At 65.6% G+C, this 22,311-nt stretch carries 21 protein-coding genes; 10 read left to right on the top strand and 11 right to left on the bottom strand.

The genetic code is table 11. The features are described from left to right. Positions 1-12: 12 nt before the first annotated feature. A complete protein-coding gene (locus tag QCE64_RS14260) occupies positions 13-1,479 on the top strand; it encodes an efflux transporter outer membrane subunit (RefSeq protein WP_310004428.1) in 1,467 nt (488 codons plus the stop codon). Positions 1,480-1,485: 6 nt separating this feature from the next. Here the strand turns inward: QCE64_RS14260 and QCE64_RS14255 are convergent, their stop codons facing one another. Continuing rightward, a complete protein-coding gene (locus QCE64_RS14255) occupies positions 1,486-1,893 on the bottom strand; it encodes a VOC family protein (protein ID WP_310004426.1) in 408 nt (135 codons plus the stop codon). A 184-nt stretch (positions 1,894-2,077) separates the two neighbouring features. Beyond that, entirely contained in the window at positions 2,078-2,692 is a 615-nt protein-coding gene (locus QCE64_RS14250) for a TetR/AcrR family transcriptional regulator (protein ID WP_309812263.1), read from the bottom strand. Positions 2,693-2,815: 123 nt separating this feature from the next. Here QCE64_RS14250 and yghU point away from each other — a divergent pair, with 123 nt between their 5' ends. Next, a complete protein-coding gene (yghU, locus tag QCE64_RS14245) occupies positions 2,816-3,691 on the top strand; it encodes a glutathione-dependent disulfide-bond oxidoreductase (protein WP_310004423.1) in 876 nt (291 codons plus the stop codon). Between the two features lie 4 nt (positions 3,692-3,695). On the opposite strand, the gene QCE64_RS14240 is transcribed toward yghU, so the two are convergent. Both QCE64_RS14240 and QCE64_RS14235 read right to left on the bottom strand, forming a co-directional pair. Then, positions 3,696-4,040, bottom strand: coding sequence for a DUF1493 family protein (locus tag QCE64_RS14240; protein WP_310004421.1), 345 nt, complete (start codon positions 4,038-4,040; stop codon positions 3,696-3,698). Between the two features lie 77 nt (positions 4,041-4,117). Beyond that, complete coding sequence (locus QCE64_RS14235; RefSeq protein WP_309920429.1) at positions 4,118-5,062, bottom strand: LysR family transcriptional regulator; 945 nt, start codon at positions 5,060-5,062, stop codon at positions 4,118-4,120. 121 nt (positions 5,063-5,183) lie between these two features. On the opposite strand from QCE64_RS14235, the gene QCE64_RS14230 reads away from it, so the two are divergent. The 5 genes from QCE64_RS14230 to QCE64_RS14210 all read left to right on the top strand — a co-directional run bounded on the left by QCE64_RS14230 (position 5,184) and on the right by QCE64_RS14210 (position 8,719). Next, complete coding sequence (locus tag QCE64_RS14230) at positions 5,184-6,041, top strand: oxidoreductase (RefSeq protein ID WP_310004419.1); 858 nt, start codon at positions 5,184-5,186, stop codon at positions 6,039-6,041. Positions 6,042-6,163: 122 nt separating this feature from the next. Further along, complete coding sequence (locus tag QCE64_RS14225; RefSeq protein WP_309920423.1) at positions 6,164-6,409, top strand: hypothetical protein; 246 nt, start codon at positions 6,164-6,166, stop codon at positions 6,407-6,409. Between the two features lie 84 nt (positions 6,410-6,493). Further along, positions 6,494-7,066, top strand: coding sequence for a ProQ/FinO family protein (locus QCE64_RS14220; protein ID WP_309920421.1), 573 nt, complete (start codon positions 6,494-6,496; stop codon positions 7,064-7,066). Between the two features lie 126 nt (positions 7,067-7,192). Continuing rightward, the gene (locus QCE64_RS14215; protein ID WP_310004417.1) at positions 7,193-7,765 is read left to right on the top strand and encodes a TetR family transcriptional regulator; all 573 of its coding nucleotides are present in this window, start codon (positions 7,193-7,195) and stop codon (positions 7,763-7,765) included. A gap of 75 nt (positions 7,766-7,840) precedes the next feature. After that, the gene (locus tag QCE64_RS14210) at positions 7,841-8,719 is read left to right on the top strand and encodes an NAD(P)H-binding protein (RefSeq protein ID WP_310004415.1); all 879 of its coding nucleotides are present in this window, start codon (positions 7,841-7,843) and stop codon (positions 8,717-8,719) included. Between the two features lie 29 nt (positions 8,720-8,748). On the opposite strand, the gene QCE64_RS14205 is transcribed toward QCE64_RS14210, so the two are convergent. The 3 genes from QCE64_RS14205 to QCE64_RS14195 form a co-directional block, all read right to left on the bottom strand. Next, positions 8,749-9,522, bottom strand: a complete 774-nt coding sequence (locus tag QCE64_RS14205; protein ID WP_310004413.1) for a glucose 1-dehydrogenase — start codon at positions 9,520-9,522, stop codon at positions 8,749-8,751. Between the two features lie 13 nt (positions 9,523-9,535). Next, positions 9,536-10,306 (bottom strand): precorrin-6A synthase (deacetylating), encoded by a 771-nt coding sequence (gene cobF / locus QCE64_RS14200; protein WP_310004411.1) that lies wholly within the window; start codon positions 10,304-10,306, stop codon positions 9,536-9,538. Positions 10,307-10,389: 83 nt separating this feature from the next. Beyond that, positions 10,390-14,463: a bifunctional nitrate reductase/sulfite reductase flavoprotein subunit alpha gene (locus QCE64_RS14195; RefSeq protein ID WP_310004409.1), complete on the bottom strand. Its 4,074-nt coding sequence runs from the start codon at positions 14,461-14,463 to the stop codon at positions 10,390-10,392. A gap of 345 nt (positions 14,464-14,808) precedes the next feature. Here QCE64_RS14195 and QCE64_RS14190 point away from each other — a divergent pair, with 345 nt between their 5' ends. Beyond that, positions 14,809-16,092: a cystathionine gamma-synthase family protein gene (locus QCE64_RS14190; RefSeq protein WP_309931873.1), complete on the top strand. Its 1,284-nt coding sequence runs from the start codon at positions 14,809-14,811 to the stop codon at positions 16,090-16,092. 15 nt (positions 16,093-16,107) lie between these two features. On the opposite strand, the gene QCE64_RS14185 is transcribed toward QCE64_RS14190, so the two are convergent. Beyond that, complete coding sequence (locus tag QCE64_RS14185; RefSeq protein WP_310004407.1) at positions 16,108-17,229, bottom strand: GGDEF domain-containing protein; 1,122 nt, start codon at positions 17,227-17,229, stop codon at positions 16,108-16,110. Between the two features lie 228 nt (positions 17,230-17,457). Between QCE64_RS14185 and QCE64_RS14180 the strand changes: the two genes are divergently transcribed. Further along, a complete protein-coding gene (locus tag QCE64_RS14180; protein WP_309920396.1) occupies positions 17,458-18,042 on the top strand; it encodes a glutathione binding-like protein in 585 nt (194 codons plus the stop codon). 76 nt (positions 18,043-18,118) lie between these two features. Next, complete coding sequence (locus tag QCE64_RS14175; RefSeq protein ID WP_310004405.1) at positions 18,119-18,448, top strand: hypothetical protein; 330 nt, start codon at positions 18,119-18,121, stop codon at positions 18,446-18,448. A 1-nt stretch (position 18,449) separates the two neighbouring features. Here QCE64_RS14175 and QCE64_RS14170 read toward each other — a convergent pair whose 3' ends face one another. The 3 genes from QCE64_RS14170 to QCE64_RS14160 all read right to left on the bottom strand — a co-directional run bounded on the left by QCE64_RS14170 (position 18,450) and on the right by QCE64_RS14160 (position 22,298). After that, positions 18,450-18,839 (bottom strand): hypothetical protein, encoded by a 390-nt coding sequence (locus tag QCE64_RS14170; RefSeq protein ID WP_310004403.1) that lies wholly within the window; start codon positions 18,837-18,839, stop codon positions 18,450-18,452. Between the two features lie 85 nt (positions 18,840-18,924). Next, positions 18,925-20,172: an MFS transporter gene (locus QCE64_RS14165; RefSeq protein ID WP_310004401.1), complete on the bottom strand. Its 1,248-nt coding sequence runs from the start codon at positions 20,170-20,172 to the stop codon at positions 18,925-18,927. Further along, positions 20,169-22,298, bottom strand: coding sequence for a 2OG-Fe dioxygenase family protein (locus QCE64_RS14160; RefSeq protein WP_310004399.1), 2,130 nt, complete (start codon positions 22,296-22,298; stop codon positions 20,169-20,171). The genes QCE64_RS14165 and QCE64_RS14160 overlap by 4 nt, the downstream gene beginning before the upstream one ends. Between the last annotated feature and the right edge of the window lie 13 nt (positions 22,299-22,311).

The raw sequence follows: 22,311 nt of genomic DNA, 5'->3' as shown, positions 1-22,311 counted from the left end.
AATCCTTCAACGATGTTTCCTCGCACTATCCGCTTCACTGCCCTGCTTGCGCTGACCGCGTTCGCGCTGGCCGCCTGCACGGTCGGCCCTGACTATCACGGTGCGCACGAGATCGCGCCGGACGCCGCAAAGAACGGCGCCTTCGTGCGCGCACCGGCCGAGGGCATCGTCGCGACGCATGCGCCCGCGGCATGGTGGCAGGCGTTGAACGATCCGCAGCTGAACACGCTGATCGATGCCGCGCTCACGCACAATCCGGATCTGAAGATGGCGCAGGCACGCTTGCGTCAGGCCCGCTCGCAACTGCGCGGACAGCGCGCCAACGAGTTGCCGAAGGTGTCGGGCTCGGCGGCGGCGCTGCGCATGCGTTCGCCGGATACGTCGTTCTTCAGTTCGTCGGATGACAGCGGCGCGCCGGCATCGACGGGACGCGGTCCGGTGGACTTCTATACCGTGGGCTTCGATGCTTCGTGGGAGATCGATCTGTTCGGCGGCACGCGCCGCGCAATCGAGGCTGCCTCCGATGAAGCCGACGCCGTGCACGCCGATCTCTCGGACACGCAGGTGTCGCTGGCGGCCGAGGTGGCGTCGGCGTATATCGACTTGCGCGACCAGCAGGAGCGGCTCGCGCTTGCCGAACGCACGGCCGAGTATCAGCAGCAGATGCTCGACCTGACCGAGCAGCGCCGCGCGCGCGGCACGGCGGCACAGGTCGATGTCGAACGCCTGACGACCCAGGTCGATACCACGCGCGCCACGCTCGTGCCCCTGCAGGTGCAGATCACCGATTCGCTGGATCAACTGGCCGTGCTGACGGGCCGCGCGCCCGGCGCGCTCGATGGCGAACTCGCTGCGCGCGCGCCCTTGCCGGTGCTGCCGGCGACGGTGGCCATCGGCGACCCCGCCGCGATGCTGCAACAGCGGCCCGATATCCGCGCGGCGGAACGTCGGCTGGCATCGAGCAACGCGCAGATCGGCGAGCATATCGCCGATTATTTCCCGAAGGTGTCGCTGCTCGGCGATATCGGCTTCTCGGCGGCCGACCCGGGGCATCTGTTGCGCAAGCAGAATTTCTCGTGGGTCGGCGTGCCGTATCTGCAATGGAACCTGTTCGACTTCGGGCGCACGGCGGCAAGCGTCGATACGGCTCGGGCCTCGCGCGAAGAAGCCGAAGCACGCTATGAGAAGACCGTACTCGGCGCGCTGAAGGACGCGAATTCGTCGCTGTCGCGCTATGGCAATCAGCGCGAGCATGTGGTGCGCTTGCAGCAGGTGGAGGCGTCGGCGGAACGCTCCGCCACGCTCGTGCGGCAACGCTACCGCGCGGGTGTGTCGACACTCATCGATCTGCTCGACGCGCAGCGCACGCAGTTCGCCGCGCAGCAGGACGTGGTCGCGGCGAAGGCCGAACTGCTGAAGGATTTCGTGTCGCTGCAAAAAAGCCTCGGGCTCGGCTGGCAGGACCCGCGCGGCGCGTGAGGCGCCTTACTCGTCGAACGTTCCGCGATATTCCGCTGACGCGTCCGAGCGCGTGTTCAATTCGAACATTACGCCGCCCGGCGCGCGGCAGAAGAAACGTGAACCGCGCCCATTGTTGAACACGGCGGTTTCCATTTCCACGCCGTCCGCCGTGAAGCGTTCATGCAAGGCCTGGACGTCATCGAGCGTGGGCAGCTCGAAACCGACGTGGAACGCACGCGGATAAGACGGCGTGTGATCGCCGACATGATCGATGACCACATCGAAACCGGGACGCTTGAGGATATACGACTGCTCCCAGCTGCCCGCGGTCGTGAAGCCGAGATAGTGTTCGAAGAAGCGCGCGGTTGCAGCGGTATCGGACGAGGGAAAGCTGAGGTGATTGAGCTTCATGCTCTTGATCGAGTCTGTCATGGTCTGTGTCTCAAGGAGTAGAGCCGGTGCGGCCCCTTGCCGCCGTCGCTCCATGACAGTCAGAATATAAGCAAAAGCTCACATTCACTACTCGCTTTGGTGAGGCGCTTCAAAATGCAAAAAAGCCCTTTTTCGAGGGCTTTTTCTTTTGATCGAGCCGAAGCGGAAGATCGCTTGCTCACATTCAATCGCCGACGCTTCGCGCCAGATAACCGAACACCGCCGCTTGCACGCGTCGTTCGAGATCGTCGAGATCGGTTTCGCCGCGTTCGCCAGCCGCATCGACCATGCCGTGAAGCATGGCGAACAGATCGCCCGCCGCGACCTCCGGACGAGGATGCTTCGGCGCGGCGCGCTTCACCACCGCCATCACCAGGTCATTCATCTGCGAGCCGTCCACTTCGAGCTGTATCGCGGGGCGCCCTTCGGCGATGTCGAGCAGGCGTGCGAGCATCGGCCGCTGCAACTGCTGCCGTACGGCGGCCCCGATCAGATACTCGAGCGCCGCCTTGCCGCTACGCTTGGTCAGCGCGGTGAGCGCGTCCTGATGAAAGCGTCCGGTTTCGCGCCGGATCAGCGCGACGGTCAGCGCATCCTTGCCCGGAAAGTATTGATAAAGCGAACCGATGCTGACGCCCGCGCGTTGCGCCACTGCATTCGTGTTGAATCCTTCGAAGCCTTCCGTTTCGAGCACCTGCGCCGCGGCCTCGACGATGGACGCCACCGTCGCCTCCGAGCGCGACTGAGCCGGCCGCTTGCGAGGCCGGAAAGCTTTGTGCGATGGGCGCTGCTGGCTCATGAATCTCTCCTGTGAAACCGGCGTCGATTGTACAAAGGACCGGAGCGCGGCCCGTCCAAGCAGCGTTTCCGGCGACCTGCTAACCTCGCCGGAACTCATTCATCTGGCGCAGGAGCTTCGAACATGAGCGAGACCCCCGAGTACGTGCCGCCCACGGTCTGGACCTGGAACAAGGACAACGGCGGCCAGTTCGCCAGCATCAATCGTCCGATCTCCGGACCGACACACGAAAAGCCGCTTCCTGTCGGACAACATCCGTTGCAGCTTTATTCGCTGGCCACGCCCAATGGCGTGAAGGTCACGGTGATGCTGGAGGAACTGCTCGCGCGCGGTCACAAGGGCGCCGAATACGATGCGTGGCTCATCCGCATCGGCGATGGCGACCAGTTCGGCAGCGGCTTTGTCGGCGCGAATCCGAACTCGAAAATTCCTGCGCTCGTCGATCGCAGCGGTCCCACGCCGGTGCGCGTGTTCGAGTCCGGCGCGATCCTGCTGTATCTCGCGGAGAAGTTCGGCGAGTTCGTGCCGACCGACTTCAGCGAACGCGCCGAAGTGCTGTCCTGGCTGTTCTGGCAGATGGGCAGCGCGCCGTATCTCGGCGGCGGCTTCGGCCATTTCTATGCGTATGCGCCGAGCAAGATGGAATATCCGATCGACCGCTTCGCCATGGAAACGAAGCGTCAGCTCGACGTGCTCGACAAGCGTCTGGCCGAGCATCGCTACATTGCGGGCGATGACTATTCCATCGCCGACATCGCCATCTGGCCGTGGTACGGCGGGCTGGCGAAGGGCCGGTTGTACGGCGCGGCGGAGTTCCTTGCCGTCGATGAATACAAGCACGTGCAGCGCTGGGCCAGCGAGATTGACGCGCGGCCTGCTGTGCAGCGTGGCCGTATGGTCAATCGGACGTTTGGCGAACCGTCGGAGCAGTTGCATGAACGGCACGATGCGGGCGACTTCAAGACGCGCACGCAGGACAAGTTGGCGGGGGCGGAGTAGGCGGTCAATCGGCATGCGTCGCGAGCGATGCGGCATCCCACCTGCCGCGAGCCATGGCGTCGTATAGCATGCCTACCGTTAGCGGATCTTTAGTTGTCGATTGGCGTTTTCGCAGAATGAATCGCGTAATGAGGTGGTAGAGAACGCCCTCGCCTTCCATCAGAAAATAGCGACGAAAATCGTAGTCGCCTTCGTCGACCTCGAATGCTTCGAAGAAACGCTGCATGAAGATATCGGCATCGTCTCCTTGTTGGCCGGGGTCGAGCGTGATGGTCATTTCCGGTGTAATCGGCTTTCCCAAAGCGATACACGCGTCTTTTCTGATGAATGCTTCAAGTGACGTCAGCAATGGAAGCCTCTCCGGCCATGGATCGTGCTGAAGAGTTTTACCGCACCACCGCCACCGCATAAAAAAATTTTGTATAACTACCGCCCCACCTGCCCACCTCCCCGCACCTCCGCCGCCGTCAGATAAAAATCCCGGTTATCAGCAAGCTTTTCGATCATGAAATCGATAAAGGTTCGCACGCGCAACGGCTGCTCGGTCCGCCGTCGATAGTGGATATAGATCGCTTCGCGCTGCGTCAGATGTTTCGTCAGCAAGGGCACGAGCCGCCCGTCGCGAATTGCCGGAACCGCCGAAAAGCTGCCCAACTGGCCAATCGCCAGCCCCGCGAGCACGGTGTCCGTTTCCGCGTCGACATCGTTCGCGCACAGCGAAGCCTCGATTTCCCGATACACGATCTCGTCGCCCATCATGAATTCCCAGGGCGCCTGCTTTCCCGTATTCGCCCGCCGATACCCCGTGCAGCGATGCGCGGCGAGTTCGTCGACCGTGCGCGGCGCGCCATGCCGTTCGACATACGCCGGCGACGCACACACGATCAGCTGAATGGGCACCAGCCGCCGCGCGATCGCACCGCCCGCCGGCGGCGAGCCGCCGCGCAGGCCGACATCCGCGCGTTCCTCGACCAGATCGGTGAAATGGTCATCGAAACGGACGTCGAGCTGCACGTCCGGATAAAGCGTCGCGAATTCGAGCACCGAAGGCCATAGCGCGCGGCTCAGCGCCTTCGGCGCGCTGATGCGCAACGGTCCGGCGATCTCCTCCTTGGCGCGGCGCGCATCGGCGAGTGCGGAGGTCAACACCGCAAGCGCCGGCTCGACGCTCTGCAACAGCCGCTGCCCCTCTTCCGTCAGGCTCAGCTTGCGCGTCGTCCGATGAAACAGCCGCACGCCAAGCGACTTTTCCAGCTGCATCACCGCGTGACTCGCCGCCTGCGGCGAGATGCCCTGATCGACCGCCGCCCGCCGCAGGTTGCCCAGCGTCGCGGTGCGCACGAAGATCGAAATCGCGCGGACTTCGTTCATCGCTGTACTCCCGATTCGCAAATAAAAGTTGATTATCAGTCTAACGTTGCCTCACTAGTTTGAGCGAATCCGTCGGCCTAAGCTTCGTTACACCCTCACCACTGATACAACGGAGCACAACATGAGCAACGTCAACACCTCGCAATACAAGCGCGTCTGGTTCATCACCGGCGCCTCGCGCGGACTGGGCGCCCTGATCGCGCAAGCCGCGCTCGACGCCGGTCACGCCGTCGTCGCCACCGGCCGCAACACAGCGGCCATCACCGAACGCCTGGGCGAATCGCCCGCCCTGCTGCCGGTCGCGCTGGACGTCACCGACGAAGGCCAGGCAGAGGCCGCCGTCGAAGCCGCCATCGGCAGATTCGGCCGCATCGACGTGCTGGTGAACAACGCCGGCTTCGGCCTGCTCGCGGCCATTGAGGAATCCAGCGATGCCGACGTGCGCCGCATGTTCGACACCAACGTCTTCGGGCTGCTCAACGTCACGCGCGCCGTGCTGCCCGTCATGCGCCGCCAGCGCGCCGGACACGTGATGAACATGTCCTCGGTGGGCGGCTATCGCTCGGCGGCGGGCTTCGGCGTGTATTGCTCGACGAAATTCGCCGTCGAGGGCATCACCGAGGCGCTGCACGCGGAATTGCAGCCGCTCGGCGTGCATGCCACCGTCGTCGAGCCGGGCTATTTCCGCACGGACTTCCTGGACGCGTCGTCGCTGACGGTCGGCCAGGAGGTCATTGGCGACTATGACGCGACTTCGGGACAGATCCGCCGTCTGGCCGTCGAGATGAATCACAACCAGCCCGGCGATCCACAGAAGCTCGCCGCCGCGCTCGTCACGCTTGCCGATGCGCCCAACCCGCCGCTGCGCCTCGCGCTCGGCACGGACACGCTGCGGGCGATCGCGGAGAAGAACGCGTACGTCACAGCCGAAACCGCCGCGTGGCAAACGCTGTCCAGCTCCACCGACTTCGCCATCTGAGCGTTTTGTTGCAACGACAAGTCAGCGCGCCCCTGCTTTCGTGCACCTACGAAAGTAGGGTATGCGCCCCGTGGACACTCCATGCACCATAGGAGCTTATTAAAAGCACACAGAAAAGCGGCATGAACCGCAAAAAACAGAGACTGACCGACGCCCGCCGCCTCGCCCTTACAGACGCCGATCTGGCGCATCTGCGGCTTGCGATCGAGTCGTCCGCGCGGGACGATCACCCCGCGCTGCCGCCTGCGTACTGGCGGCAGCGTCTGAAAAAGCTTCGCAGCGCCGGGGATCTGCTGCCGAAGCAGTTGCAGCAGGTCGAGGAACTGCTCGAACGGCTCGGCGCCGACGATCCCGCTTCGGACACCTAGAACGGTTACGGCGCGAGGCCCGGTCCGGGAAAGCGTCGATCGGGGCTGATAAAATCGGCGTACGTTTTCCACAGGTAGGAAGTAATGGGCTTCGAACAACTCGCAGGACTGAAAAAACAACTCGCGCAGCAGGCCAGGCAAGCCGAGCAGGAAGCGGCACAAAGCAAGGCCGCCAAGGCGAAGAAGCCGCCTCGCGCGCGGCGCGCGCCTGCGCCCACGCCTCCTCCTCCGCCGGCTGCGCCCGCGAAGCCTGTGGATCCGGTCGTGCATACCATCGGCAAGCTGCAAAAGCGCTTCCCGCTCGCCTTCCCGAAGAACCCCGCGCCGAAGAAGCCGCTCAAGGTTGGCATCTTCGAAGATCTGATGAAACACGCCGAAGAGTTGCAGCTGAGCGAGCGCGAACTGCGCGCCGCCATCAAGGTGTGGTGCCGGGGCAATCGCTATTGGACGAGCCTCGCGGAAGGCGCGGCACGTGTGGACCTGACCGGCGCCGCAGCAGGCGAAGTGACTTCGGCCGACGCGGCGCGCGCCGTGTATCTGGAGAACAATCGCCAAGCGCGCAGCGCAGCGGCTCCGAAGGCGGCGGAAACGCCGAAAGCAACCGAAGCGCCGAAAGCGCCGGAAGCCCCCGAAGCCGACGCCAAGCCCAGCGCCTGATCCAGCGGCGCAGCGGCAGCATTCGCCGCCTGCGCCGCCGCGCAATTCATTCTTGCCTCTGCCGCATTTGACTTCGTTTTAGATGATTCTTATCATCTAAAACATGCAGTCACGGAGCGGCACGCCATGCGTAAATCCAACGCCGAAACAGCTGAAACACGCCAGCGCATCGTCGATGTCGCCGCACGCGCGTTCCGCTCGAAAGGCATTCAGGCCACCGGTGTCGCCGACATCATGTCGGCCGCCGGGCTGTCGCACGGCGGGTTCTACCGGCATTTCGACTCCAAGGATCAACTGGTCGCCGAGGCCTGTGAAGCCGGCATCGGCGACGTCATCGGCACGCTCGATGCCGCCGCCGGCGCACTCGCGGGCAAGGAAGCCTTCCAGGCGATCGTCGCGGCCTACGTGTCGGAACAGCACCGCGACGCGCCCGGGCACGGCTGTCCGCTCGCCGGCATGGGCAGCGAACTGGCGCATGCAGACGACGACACCCGCGCCGCCGCCGCGCACGGCTTCGACCAGCTGGTCGACGTGATGGCGCAACACATTCGCCGCCGGCATCGCGGGGCGGCGCGATCCGAAGCCGTGTTCGCCCTCTCGGCGATGATCGGCGCCGTCACCATGGCGCGCATCATCGGCGACCCGGAAGCCTCCACGGCCGTCCTGCACGACGTACAACGACATCTCGAAGCGCTGTAACCCCGTTGGCCCGCCTGTCGGGCCTTTCATATCGCCTCAAAAGTGCATATACACTTCAACTGCGGAGAACGCATCATGCAACGACGCACCTATCTCATCACCGGCGCCACCGGCAAGACCGGCGTCCATACCATCCGTCAGCTTCTGGATCAGGGGCACGCGGTGCGCGCCTTCGTACACCAGCAGGACGAGCGCAGTGAAGCGTTGCGCGAAGCCGGCGCGGAGATCGTGGAAGGCGATCTGCTCGAACACGACGACGTGATCCGCGCGATGCAGGGCGTCGATGGCGCCTATCTGTGCTATCCGGTGCGCCCGGGTTATATCCAGGCCGCCGCCTATTTCGCCGACGCGGCGCGGCGCGCGAACGTCGGCGTGGTCGTGGAGATGTCGCAGATTTCGGCGCGGGAGGATTCGCAGAGCCACGCGGCGCGCGACCACTGGATCGCGGAACGGGTGCTGGACTGGTCGGGCGTGCCTGTCGTGCACATTCGTCCGACCTTCTTCTCCGAATGGCTGGTCTTCCCGTGGGTGCGCGACCAGATCGTGCGCGACGGCGTCATCACGCTGCCGTACGGCGAAGGACGTCACGCGCCGATCGCCGCCGAAGACCAGGCGCGCCTGATCGCCGCCGTGCTCACGCAGCCTGAAGGGCGTATCGGCAAGACGGTCACCTTGTGCGGGCCGGTGGAAATGACTCAGCAGCAGATCGCCGATGAAATCGGCGCAACGCTCGGCCGCACGGTCACCTACCAGCCTTCGTCGCTCGACGACTACCGGAAGCATCTCGAGCACTACAAGCTGCCCGAATTCATGATCCAGCATTTCGTCGCGATTGCCGTCGATCATCAGAACGGCATCTTCGCGGGCGCGGACGGCGTGATTGGCGAGATCACGGGGCGTGCGCCGCAGACCGTGCGCGAATTCGTCGAGGCGAATCGCGCGGCATTCGAGTGAAGCAAGGGCGTATGCCGCCCCAAAACGCCCTACAGCGTCGCCGTCACGCCGCCGTCCACGTAGAGCACGTGGCCGTTCACGAAGCGCGACGCGTCGCTGGCCAGGAACACGGCCGCGCCGGCGAGATCCTCGACATCGCCCCATCGGCGCGACGGCGTACGGCCGATCAGCCACGCGCTGAACGCTTCGTCGTTGACGAGCGCGTCGGTCAGTTCGGTCTTGATATAGCCCGGCCCGAGGCCGTTGACCTGGATGCCGTGCGGACCCCAGTCGATCGCCATGCCCTTGGTGAGCATCTTTACCGCGCCCTTGGTGGCGGTATAGGCGGCGATGTTCGGCCGCCCGAGTTCGCTCTGCACCGAGCAGACGTTGATGATCTTGCCCGCGCCGCGCCCGATCATGAAGCGCGCCACCGCCTGCCCGACGAGGAACACGCTGTCGACGTTGGTCTGCATCAGCGTGCGCCATTGCTCGTGCGAGAACGTCTCCAGCGGCGCGCGGCGCTGCATGCCGGCGTTGTTGACGAGAATGTCGATCGGACCGCTGTCGGCCTCGATGCGCGCGACCGCTTCAGTCACCTGTTCCGGCGAAGTCGCGTCGAACCGCGCCGCCTGCGCCGTGATGCCTTCGGCGCGGAGCTGGCTGAGCGCTTCGTCGAGGCGCGTCTGATCGCGGCCATTGAGCACGACCTGCGCGCCCGCGCCACCGAGACCGCGCGCCAGCGCGAAGCCGATGCCGGTGCTGGAGCCGGTGATCAAGGCGCGGCGTCCGGTGAGATCGAAGAGATTGAGAATGGGGTTCAAGAGGGTCTCCGTGTCAGTCGCGCGACGGCGTGCGGCGCTTGAGCAGATAGGTGTCCATGATCCAGCCGTGCCGCGCGCGAGCTTCGGCGCGCACCCGCTCGATCTCGTCCATCACGTCGCGCAGCGGGCCGGAGATGAGGATCTCGTCGTCGGTGCCGACATACGCGCCCCAGAAAATGTCGAGATCCTCGTGTGCCAGTTGCCGGAACGCGTTCTGCGCGTCGAGCATCACGACGGCGCTGTCGGCGCGCCCGGGAAAGCCTTCGGCGATTCCCCGGCCATTGGTGATCTCCACCGCGCGGCCAATCGCGTTGAGCGCCACGCGATGCTTCGCCGCCAGCGCCTGCACGCTGCTGATGCCCGGAATCACCTCATACTCGAAGGCCAGCCGCCCGCTCGCGACGATGGCCTCGACGATGCGCATCGTGCTGTCATACAGCGAAGGATCGCCCCAGACGAGGAACGCGCCGCATTCGCCGTCGCGCAATTCCTCGCCGATCAGCCGCTCGAACACGGCCTGCTTGTCGCGGTTCAGGATATCGACGGCATCGGTATAGCTGGCGGTATCGCGCCGGCGCTCGGGATTGATCGCCTCGACGATCCGGTAGTCGCGCTTCTTCACATAGCGCTCGATGATCTCGCGACGCAGCGCGATGAGCTTTGCCTTCGCTTCGCCCTTGTCCATCACGAAGAACACGTCGGCCTGATTCAGCGCGTTGATGGCCTGAACCGTGACGTATTCCGGATTGCCCGCCCCGATGCCGATGATGAGGATTCGCTTCACTCCATGCTCCAACTTTCCGAACCGTGAGCACGGAGTGTAACGGCATTCAACGCGAGGGCCCGCCGCTCAGGCCAACGCCCAGGTCAATACACGTCGCGCAGATAACGCTTGTCGCGCGCGAGCGAGGACACATACTCCGCCGCCCGCTCGTCCGTAAGTCCGCCATGCCGCGCGACGATCTCGCGCAATGCGGCATCGACGTCCTTCGCCATGCGGCTCGCATCGCCGCAGACGTAGAAGTTCGCGCCGTCCTGCAGCCACGACCAGAGCTCGGCGCCCTGCTCGCGCATGCGGTCCTGCACGTAGACCTTGTCGCGCTGGTCGCGCGAGAACGCCGTGTCGAAACGGTTCAACAGGCCCGACCGGCTCATGCCTTCGAGTTCCTCGCGATAGTAGAAGTCGGTGGCCGCATGCTGCTCGCCGAAGAACAGCCAGTTGCGTCCCGTGTCGCCGCGCGCGCGGCGCTCGTGCAGGAAGCCGCGAAACGGCGCGACGCCGGTGCCGGGACCAACCATGATGATCGGCGTGTCGCCCTGGCGCGGCGGACGGAAATGCGCGCTCTTCTGCACGAACAGCGGCACGTCGGCATCGTGGGCGCGGTCGGCGAGGAACGTCGATGACACGCCCTTGCGCTTGCGGCGGCCATTGTCGTAGCGCACCGCCGAAACGGTCAGATGCACTTCGCCCGCATGCGCCTTCGGGCTCGACGAAATCGAGTACAGGCGCGGCTGCATGCGCTTGAGCACGCCGAGCAGTTCATCCGCCGACAGCGACGCGGGATGCTCGTGCAGCACATCCGCGAGTTGCTGGCCCCACAGCCAGGATTTCAGCTCGTTCTTGCGCTCGTCGCCGAGCAGTTGCTTCAGCGCGGGCCCGGGCGTGCGCGCCGCGATCAGCTTCAGCGCTTCCGGACTCGGGCGGGCGATCTCGTAATGCGTGGCCAGTGCATCGGCGAGCCGCATCTCGCCTGAGCCTGAAACGTGCACGGGCGCATCGGCGTCGAGCTTCGTCAGGCTCAGCACCTCGCCGACGAGCTCGGGACAGTTGGTCGGCCAGACGCCCAGCGCGTCGCCGGCTTCGTAGTCGAGGCCGGATTCTGCCGTCGAAAACGCGAACGAGCGCGTGTCCTTGGCCGCGCCCGGATGGTTGAGCCGCACATTGCGCAGCAGCCGTGACGGCGCCGGACGCGCCTTGCTCGCGGCATTTGGGCTCAGCACATCGGGAATCGCGCCCTGCGCGGGCACTGCGTGCAGCGCCGCGTCGTCGTCCTTGATGCGGGCGATGATCCGCGCGAGCCAGCCATCGGCGGCGGTCTGGAAGTCCGTGTCGCAATCGGTCCGCGCCAGCAGCCGCACGCCGCCCAGTTCCGCGAGACGCGCATCAAGGTTGCGGCCGTGACCGCAGAACGCGTCGTAGCTCGTGTCGCCGAAAGCCAGCACCGCGTAGCGCAGCGACTCGAGGCGCGGCGCGTCGGTGGCCTTGAGCGCGGACCAGAAGTCCTGGCCGTTGTCGGGCGCATCGCCGTCGCCGAACGTGCTGGTCATCAGCAGCACATAGTGCGACTTCGCGAGACCCGCGACCGCGCAGTCGGACATGCACGCCGTGCGGATCTCGAAGCCGGATTCCATCAGTTGCGTGGCGTAGGACTCGACCAGCGATTCGACATTGCCCGTCTGCGACGCCCACAGCAACGCGACCTTGGGCCGCGTATGCGCGATCTGCAGTTCAGGCTCGGGCGCGTCGGTGCTGGCTAACAAGGGCGGCGCTTCGCCACGGCTGAACAGACCCGCGAGCAGTCCATCGACCCAGACGCGTGTCGCGGCATTGAACGGCGCGTTGGCGGGCAACACGGGCACGCCGCGCGCTTCACTTCCGCCCGAACGCAGTCCGCTGACGAAGCCCGCCAGATACAGCCGGTCGGTGTCGCTCAGCGCGGGCGCGGCGATCTCGCCGATACCGAGGAGCGTCGAAAGGGCGTCGAGGCGGGACATGGCGTTTTCCTGCTGCGGAGTGGGAGTGTTGCTGTCGATGTGGACTTCTGCTTCGACGCGGCTCAGCGTCACGGCGCAGAACTTCAGTTCCGGCTGTTGCGAGAGCGGATCGACGGCATCGCTCGTGACCGCGTTGATGCACAGGTCGTCGCCGAACATGTCGTTCCAGTGCATCGGCGCGAAGCAGTTGCCGGGACGCACGCGCTCGGTCACGACCGCCGGCAGCACTGCCCGGCCGCGCCGCGAGCGGATCTCCACGCGATCCTTCTGCGTCACGCCGAGCGACGCCGCGTCGTCCGGATGCAGTTCGACGAACGGCGCCGGGTTCAGCTTGTTCAGCATCGCGACCTTGCCGGTCTTGGTCATCGTGTGCCACTGATGCTGCAGGCGGCCCGTATTCAGCACGACGGGATAGTCGGCGTCCGGCAGCTCCTTCGGATCGACATGCGGACGCGCGAAGAATACGCCCTTGCCATGCGGCGTCGCGAACCTGAGGCGCGCGGTAGCGGCGTCGAGATAACGGATCGGATTGCGCTCGCGCCCGCCTTCCGGCGCGCAGGGCCATTGCAGCGGCGTCTCGCGCAGCCGCGCATGACTCGCGCCGCGCAGGTCGTAGCCGGTCTGCGGATTGGCGAAGCGCGTGATTTCGTCGAACACCTCGGCGGCGCTCGCATAAGTGAAGGCGTCAGCGAAACCCATCGCGCACGCGACGCGCGCAATGATCTGCCAGTCCGGCAGCGCGTCGCCCGGCGGCTCGACGGCCTTCTGCGTGAGCGTCATGTTGCGCTCCGAGTTGATCATCACGCCTTCCGCCTCGGCCCACAGCGCGCCGGGCAGGAGCACGTCAGCGTAACGGTTGGTCTCGGTGTCGAGGAAGGCGTCCTGCGTGATGACGAGCTCCGCCGCCTGCAAGCCTTCCACGACCGTCGCGCGGTTCGCGACGCTCGCCACCGGATTCGTGCAGATGATCCAGCACGCCTTGACGTCGCCGGACTTCATGCGCGCGAACAGGTCGATGGTGCCGCTGCCCACCTCCGTGCGCAGCGTGCCCGGCGGCACCTTCCACACGCCTTCGACGAACGCGCGGTCCGCCTCCGCCAGCACGGAACGCTGGCCAGGCAAGCCGGGGCCCATGTAGCCCATCTCGCGGCCGCCCATCGCGTTGGGTTGTCCGGTCAGCGAAAACGGGCCGCTGCCCGGACGGCAGATCTTGCCCGTCGCGAGATGCAGGTTGCAGATGGCGTTCGTGTTCCAGGTGCCGTGCGTGCTCTGGTTGAGGCCCATGGTCCAGCAGCTCATCCATTCGGGCGCATCGCCGATCCACTGCGCCGCCTGACGCAGATCGCCTTCCGGAATGCCGGTGAGGGCGGCGACTTTCTCCGGCGTGTAATCGGCGAGGAACGCGGGCATCTCGTCCCAGCCTTGCGTGTGCCCGGCGATGAACGCGGCGTCCGTATGGCCGTTCGCGTGCAGCAGATGCAGCAGGCCGTTGAGCAGCGCGAGATCGGTGCCGGGGCGGATCTGCATGAAGAGGTCGGCTTTATCGGCGGTGGCGTTGCGGCGCGGATCGACGACGATCAGCTTCGCGCCCGCCTTCACCCGGTCCATCATGCGCAGGAACAGGATCGGATGACAGTCCGCCATGTTCGCGCCGGTCACGAAGAACAGGTTCGCGCGGTCGAAGTCCTCGTAGGAGCCGGGCGGACCGTCCGCGCCCAGCGACAGCTTGTAGCCGCTGCCCGCGCTCGCCATGCACAGCCGCGAATTCGACTCGATGTTGTTCGTGCCGATGAAGCCCTTCGCCAGCTTGTTGACGAGGTACTGCGCCTCGATCGACATCTGGCCGGAGACGTAGAACGACAGCGCATCGGGACCGTGCGTGTCGAGGATCCCGCGCAGGCGGCGGGCGGTGTCGTCGAGCGCGCGTTCGAGCGGCATCGGCGTGGGATCGGCATGGCGCGCGTGCCGCACGAAAGCCTTCTCCAGCCGGCCCGACTTGCGCAGCGCCACATGCGCCGACGAGCCCTTGGTGCAGAGCCGACCGTAGTTGCCCGGATGATCCTTGTTGCCGGAAATCTTGATGACCTGCTCGTTCTCGACGTGCAGCGTCATCCCGCAGCCCACGCCGCAGTACGGACACACCGTATCGACCGTTCTTGCCGTCATCGCCATCGTTCGGGTTTTCAGAAACAAAAAAGGCGTCCTCCGGATGCTGTCGGAGACAGAATCCGTGGACGCCGTTGTCGGGGTCGCGCAGCGCGCGAGCGGTCAAGCCATCGAGCTCCGGCTCGTCGTTGAACCGGAGGCTTCAGTCAAGGCAACTTCCGGGCCATGCGGGCCTAACGTGCCGGGAGCGTTGTGTGGCGGGGCTTTGAGTGGTTTTTGCGGCCATGACGGCAAGGCGCGGCATGGTGCAACGCAGCACCATCGGCGTGCATCGACCTGCACCGTGCCCTCCGATAGTTCCGGTTAGCATGAGCCAGAACTACCCTCAACCAGCCGGAGCGAAGCATGGCCTACCGCACCTATCACAAGCGCAAGATCGGCGACCGCGAACTGCATCCCGAGACCCAGATGATGTCGTACGGCTACGATCCGTTCTTGTCGGAGGGATCGGTCAAGCCGCCCGTGTTCCTGACCTCGACCTTCGCGTTCCGCACCGCCGAGGACGGCGCCGAGTTCTTCGACATGGTCGCGGGCCGCAAGCCGCTGCCCGAAGGCGAAAGCGCCGGGCTGGTCTACAGCCGCTTCAATCATCCGAACCTGGAGATCATCGAGGACCGTCTTGCGCTGCTCGACGGCTCCGAAGCCGCGCTCGCGACATCGAGCGGCATGGCGGCCATCGCGGCCGTCCTGCTGGCCTTCCTGCGCCCCGGCGACTGCGTGGTGCAGTCCGTGCCGCTGTACGGCGGCACGGAAACGCTGATGTCGAAGTTCCTGCCCGAATGGGGCGTGCATTCGCATCCGATCGCGGACGGCCTCTCGCCCGAATCGCTGCGCGCCGCACTGGACGCCGCCGCGCAAACCGGCAAGGTCGCGATGTGCTACGTCGAAACGCCCGCCAATCCCACCGACGCGCTGTTCGATCTCGATGCGCTGCGCCGCGAACTCGACGGCTTCGCGCAACGTCACGGCTACCGTCCGCTTTCGGTGTGCGACAACACGCTGCTCGGGCCGCTGTTCCAGAAGCCGGCGCAGCATGGCGTCGATCTGTGCGTGTACTCGCTGACCAAGTACATCGGCGGGCACAGCGACCTGGTGGCGGGCGGCATCACCGGTCCGGCGGGGCTCATCAAGACCTTGCGCGCGATCCGCGGCACGCTCGGCTCGCAGCTCGACCCGCATTCGTGCTGGATGATCGCGCGTTCGATGGAAACGCTCGTGCTGCGCATGGAACGCGCCGCGCGCAGCGGCACGGCGGTCGCGCGCTGGCTCGCCGACAATCCGTTCAAGCCGGTGAAGGTGCTGCATCCGGAACTGATCGAAGACGCGGCGTATCAGGCCGTGTACCGGCGCCAGTGCAGCGGTCCGGGCTCGACCTTCGCGTTCGTGCTCGACGGCGGCCGCGAGCAGGCGTTCCGGCTCATCAACGGGCTGTCGCTGTTCAGGTCGGCGGTGAGTCTCGGCGGCACGGAATCGCTGGTCTGCCACCCGGCCTCCACGACGCATTCAGGCGTGCCGGCGGAGGTGCGCGCGGCGGCGGGCGTGTCGGAGGGATTGATCCGGCTGTCGGTCGGGCTCGAACATCCGGACGATCTGATCGCGGACTTGTCGGATGCGTTGCAGCACTGCTGAAGGCAAGCCAAAGCGTCAGGCGGTCAGCTTGTTGCGCCCCGTCAGCTTCGCGCGATAGAGCGCGCCATCGGCACGATGCAGCGCCGCCTGATGACCGGTCTCGCCGGCCAGGATCTGCGACACGCCGATGCTCGTCGTCCATTCCGGCATGCCTTCGGTGTATTTGCGGCACGCCTCGTGAATCTGGCTCGCGCAGGCCTGCGCATCCGGCGCGCGTGAGGCCGGCAGGATGGCGACGAACTCGTCGCCGCCCAGCCGCCCGAAGGCGCCGCCCAGCGACGCCACCTCGGCGCCCGCCAGCCGCGCGAGTTCGATCAGCACGGTATCGCCGGCAAGGTGGCCGTGGCGGTCGTTGATCTGCTTGAAGTGATCGAGGTCGATGGCGAGCACGGTCGCGCCCGCCGACGCCAGCCGCCCCGCCTGCCGGTCGAAGCCCGCGCGGTTCCAGGCGCCCGTCAGCGGATCGCGCAGCGCGGCGTCGATGAGCCGCTGTTGCGCGCGTTCGGCGGGAATCGCGAGCAGGCCGAGATTGAGCACGCCCAGCAAGAGCTGGTCGGAGAGCATCGGGATCAGCGCGAGATAGTTGATGCGCGGCGTCATCGAAAAGATGGCCACGAGCACGATCGCATAGCCCGGCAGATAACCGAGGATGGCCAGCCCCGCGATGCGCCGTGCGCGGCTCCGGTCGCGCCGTCCGCTCGCGAGCAGGATGCCGCCCGCAATGCCTGCGGAGATGGCGATGGTCACCGTATCGACCGCCTGCGTCCATGCGCCGGTGCCGGGGCCGCGTCCGGCGATCAGCACCGGCAGCACGTGGACCACGGCGCAGCCCGCGACCGGCGCGAGCATCCAGAGGCGGAACGGCGGCTTGCCGTCGAAGGCGCGCAGGCCCGAGACGATCAGCATGTTGGTCGCGGCAAGCGCGCCCATCAGCAGGCTGATGGCGAACGGCTGACCGCGCGGCGCGGAATCGAAGCCGATCAGCACGGCCGCGTACAGGAACGCGCTCGCTGACCAGTGCACGAAGTAAGCCTCGCGGCGGCCGCCAAAACGGAACAGGGCGAAGACCAGCCCGAACGCGATGCTCGTGAGCACGCTGCACAGGCGGAGTGTTTCGGTATCGGGTGTGTGGAACATGGGGAAGCCGCTACGCGCGTGCGGAAAACTCGACCGTCGGCGACGGCGTGCCGCTCCGCCATGACGTCAACGCGTCCGGAATCGCGGCATACAGGCTCATCTGCGAGCAACGGCCGATATCATACCTGTGCGTCCTTGCCGGCGGCGTAGATGGACCGTGCAGCGGCATGCACCTTGCTCGCGCATCGGACGTTGCCGCATGCCGCGGTCACGACCCAAGGAGCCGCAATGAAACTCTATCTCGCGCCCGGTGCGTGCAGTCTCGCCGATCACATCGCGCTGCACGAAGCGGGCATCGACTTTGACCGTGTGAAGGTCGATCTGAAGACCAAGAAGACCGAAGACGGCCAGTCTTTCGACGACATCAATCCCAAGAGCTACGTGCCCGTCCTCGAATTCGACGATGGCCGGCGTCTCACCGAGAACATCGCGATTCTTGCGTGGGTGGCGCAGCGCGCGCCGCAACTCGCGCCATCGGGCGAGGACGGTCAATCGCGGCTGCTGGAGACGCTCGCGTTCATTTCCACTGAAATTCACAAGCAGTTTGGCCGCGTGTTCAAGCCGTCGTCGGATGCGGAGGCGGCAGCGGGACGCGAGAAGATCGGGCAGCGGTTCGAGTTGATCGCGAAGATGATGAAGGGCGACTACCTGTTCGGCGATCAGGCGAGCGTCGCCGACGCCTATCTCTTCACCATGCTGACGTGGGCGAAGAAAGTGGGCATCGAGGCGCCCGCGCCCTTGCAAGCCTTCTATCAGCGCATGCGCGAACGGCCGGCGGTGAAGCTGGCATTCGAGCACGAAGGTCTCGATTGAGCGGAACGCGGCTTGCGCGTGGATGGGGACCACGCCTCGCATATCGGCGGGCGTCCCGATCCAGCGGAGACTACTCATGAACGCAAGCAGAACATTCGCGTTGTCCATTTTGATGCTCGGCCTCGCCGGCACCGCCAGCGCCGCCGACCAGACGCAACTTGGCGCGAGTCACGGACCATCGAAGGGACAAAGCGCGGCGACGAAGCATTCGACCGCCCCCGCCGACGATGCCATAGGCGCCGGCCAGACGGGCATCGGCGGGACGGCCAATGGCACGAACGCCGCCGGCAAGGGAACGACGCCCGGCTCAGGCGGCATGCAGCCGCGGCTGAACGGCGGCAAGGCGAACGATTCGAACAGCTCGACCAGCCCGGCGACCGGCAATGCCGGCGCGCAAGGCATGTAAGTCAGAGGACTTCAGTCGAGGTTTCGGGCGGTACGAACCAGGCGTCGTCGGCGCGCAGTTCGAGGGAACACGCGCCGGGCGCCGACTGCGTGCCGCCGGATTGCGCGAACGCCTGGCGCAAGCCCTCCACGACCCGGCCCTGGATGATCTTGCGCCGCCCAATGTCCACCGACGAATAGCGCTCCAACTGCGCAGTCGTAAAGCGCACCGACGCGCTGCAGCGCGAATCGAGCGTCGTGTCGCGACCGCTCTCGGTTACCCATGACACGTTGATGACCACCGAGGCTTCTTCGTCGAGCACGCTGACGGCCGGTGTCTTGCGCGATTCGAACGCGCTCGATATTGCAAGCTGGAGTTCTTCGACGCGCTGATCATAGTCGGTGGTTCTCATCGTTTCTCCTGGAGATGCGTGATTCACATGCGAAGAAATCAGCAAGCGCCGCGCCTGTACGGCTTATGGCGGACTGGCTAAATGGTCAGGGAAATCGGCCACCGCTGCGCCTGCTACGTCGCTTGACGGACACGAGCACGAGACCCGCCAGCGCAATCGACCCGCCATAGAACAGCAAGGCGGCAGCCTCCGTTCCAAGACTGGAAAACGCCAGCCCGACTGTCAGCATGCCCAGTCCGAGTCCGGTCCGCTCCACCACGTAGGACGTGCCGATGACGTAGTCGCGCGAAGCCGCCGGCGCCGACTGGAGCAGCGAGTAGTAGGCCGTTTCCGTGGCGGCGTCGAAGATGCCGGCCAGCCAGACGAATCCGAGCATGCCGGCCATGCCCTGCCATTCGAAGACGCCGAGAAAGCAGGCGAAGGTCAGCATGAGCAAGCCGATGAACCACGGTTCGAGCGACCGGTTGCGCCCTTCCAGCCGTTCGAGCATGCGCGGCGTGACAGCCGCCGAAACGAGCCGTCCGGCGCCCCATGCCGCCATCAGCCAGCCGTAGAGAAACACGGGCTGGCGCACGTCGAACGCCAGGGACTTGATCGGAAAGCCCACGTTATGCGTGCCCGAGCCGAACGCCTCCACGAAGCGCGCGCCGATCACGAGCATCACGACCGTTGACAGATGCCGCACCGCGACCGCCGGCTTCACGCTCTCGCCTTGCGCAGGCAGGGCCGGAAGGCACCGTCGCGGCATGCGGGCCACGAGCGTCACGAAAACGAGCGCGGACAGGGCGAAAGTGAGTGCGTCGATCAGAAAGACGTTCTTGTAAGTCAGCACCTGCGTGACGACGGACGCGATCAGACTGCCGCTCACGACAGCGATGCCGTCAGTGGCGCTGAGAATCGCGTTGAAGCGATGCCGGCCCGCTTGCCCGACCATCTCCGGCACCTCCGACATGATGCAGACGCGGTAGACGCCCTGGAAGAAGCCAATCAGGAACGGCGCCACATAGATCAGCACGGCATCCGCGCGCTGCGACGACACCGCCAGCATGCCGATGGCCAGTGCACTGCCCGCTTCCGCCGCGAAGATCATCGTGCGCCGCGATAGTCCGCGCAGCCGCGGCATCGCTGTTGCGCCGGCCACGGAGCCAAGCAGGCGCAAGGCCATCGCGAGGCCCAGCAGCGCGGCCGAATCCGCTACCTTCAACGCGTACGCGGCGAGCACGATGCTGATCATGGTGGAACTGATGTCGGAAACGGTCTTGAACGACAGCCAGACATACACCCGCGTCAAACCGGACGGGACGCTTCGGCAAGGCATCGGTCCGGTGCTCATGCGCGTCGCTCCGCGCCACGGAAGGACACCAGCAGCATGTCGCGGAAAGCCCGTTCGCCCGGATTCGCCTGCCGGACAGCACTGGCGCTGTGGAACAGCGCGGCGTCATCGACGATCAGAGTGTCGAGGAAGCCGTCGAGCGCATGCGCCCACAACGGCGCGGCGGAGTCTTTCGACGCGTGGAGTTCCGAGACGACCGGCTGGATATTGCGGCTGCCGATGAAATGCATGCAGACCCAATCCAGCCCGTCCTGGTGGATGCCCGATGTAGTGGGACTCACGGCGCCGCCTTCCGCGAACACCCGGAACTGATGGATCTCGATCGTATAGTCGCGTTCGGGATGCAACTGGCTTTCGAGGATGGCGATATCCGCGTCGAGAATCTGCCGGAGTATCCCGCTGTGGATGAAGGAATCCTCGGCATAGGTCAGGCGGTTGAGCCCCGGCGTGTAGTCGACGTCATACACGGCGGCGGGTTTGAAATCCGGGTTCCTGTCGATTTGCAAGGGCTGTCCCGGAGCGAAGCGGTAACGCAGCAAGCGCCGCTCACGCCGCGTGTAGTTGATGAAATTCTCGTCTGTGGCCAGGCGGTCCCAATGGCGCGTGAACGCAAGCTGTTCGTCGGCATCATGGCGGATCATGCCGGCGAAGTCAGGCGCATGACAGAAGCGGTTGCGGCTCAATGTATCGATGACGGCTTCGATGGTCATGGCTTCGCGCTCCGGGATGTGCGTGAACGGCACGACGACCGGCTTCAGCGCCTCGATCAGCCCGCCGTACAGGCGCAGCGCGTGGGCACGCCCGTCCACGGCCGCCCAGCCTTTCAGCAGATAGCTTTCTTCGATCTCCGCCTGGACCTCGCTGCCTTCCGGACAGGCGACGGCGAAGTCGATGACGGCGGAATCGCCCGTCAGGACATCCAGCCCGGCGAATCCCTCGAACCGGCCACTGTGCTCCGGAAACAGCGCAAACATGGCGTAGTGCTGGCGCACGCCGGCCGCGTGGGCGCAGGCATCGCGCAAGCGATCGTGCAATCCGTCCGCGCCCGTCAGCAGCGCGACATAGAGCGCGTAGGGATCGAGGCCCGCGATGTCCCGGAACGCCGCGTCCACATACAGCCCGCCCAGCCGCGGATTGATCTCGATCACGACCGGTCCATCCGCCGTCAGGCGGAACTCCAGATGGACGATGGCGTTTCGCAAGCCCAGCGCGGTGAGACATTCCACCGCGTACTCCTTGATGGCGTGGGTTTGCGCTGCCGTGAACGTCACCGGCGGCGAGATCAGCAGGTTCTCCAGCACGGTGCCGCGCTTCTCGGTCAGGATCAGCTTTTCATGGACGAGGACCGGATAAGGCACGTCATCGACTATCACGCATTCGACGCTGCCTTCGATCCCCTCGATATATTCTTCGAGCAGAATGCTTTCGCCCGGTGCGTAGCGGACCGGGGCAGCGCCCGCGAGACGGATCTCGTGCGGCGCGCCGAAGAAGTCCGCCACCGTGACTGCATTGCGTTGCGACGTGAAGCGGTGGTAGTGGTCCGACAGTTCGCCCTCATCCCGACAGCGGGCCGTGAAAGCCGAACCCGCGCCATAAGGCGGCTTCGCAATCAGCGGATAGCCCACCTCCGCGGCCGCCTCGCGCAGCGCGGCTGCATCGCTGCACAGGGCATGGCGGACCGATCGAACGCCGTGCCGCCTCAATAGCGAGCGCATCAGGAACTTGTTGTTGCAGGCCGCAACGGCCGCCGGCTCCGAATGCACCCTGCCGGTCAGCCGGCAGACTTCCGCCACGATCGCGCCGACCTCGCCGAGCATCGAGGCTTGCCCAGCATGACAGAACACCGCCTTGATGTCGTAACGCGCGTCGAGACGTTCGAGCAACGCGAGCAGCGAATCGGCCGTAAGCGTTTCGAGCGGCCAGACCTCATCGGTATTTGGCTCCGCGCCGGCCATGGACCCCGCCGGGCGCATCACGGCGGTGAGGCACGCAAAGCCCATTTTGCGGGCGGCGTCGAAGTGACGGTGCCCGTATGCAGTCACCGAGGGCACCGGGCTTTCTATCTGCACGAACAGCACGGCGGCTTGCCGCCTGGCGTCATCCGGACGGGAAATCAACTTGCTCATGCTGTATCTCCCG

Source organism: Caballeronia sp. LZ043 (genome assembly GCF_031451075.1).
Classification (GTDB): Bacteria; Pseudomonadota; Gammaproteobacteria; order Burkholderiales; family Burkholderiaceae; genus Caballeronia.
Note: the sequence above shows the minus strand (reverse complement) of the source record. Positions and strands in the feature narration are given on the sequence as shown.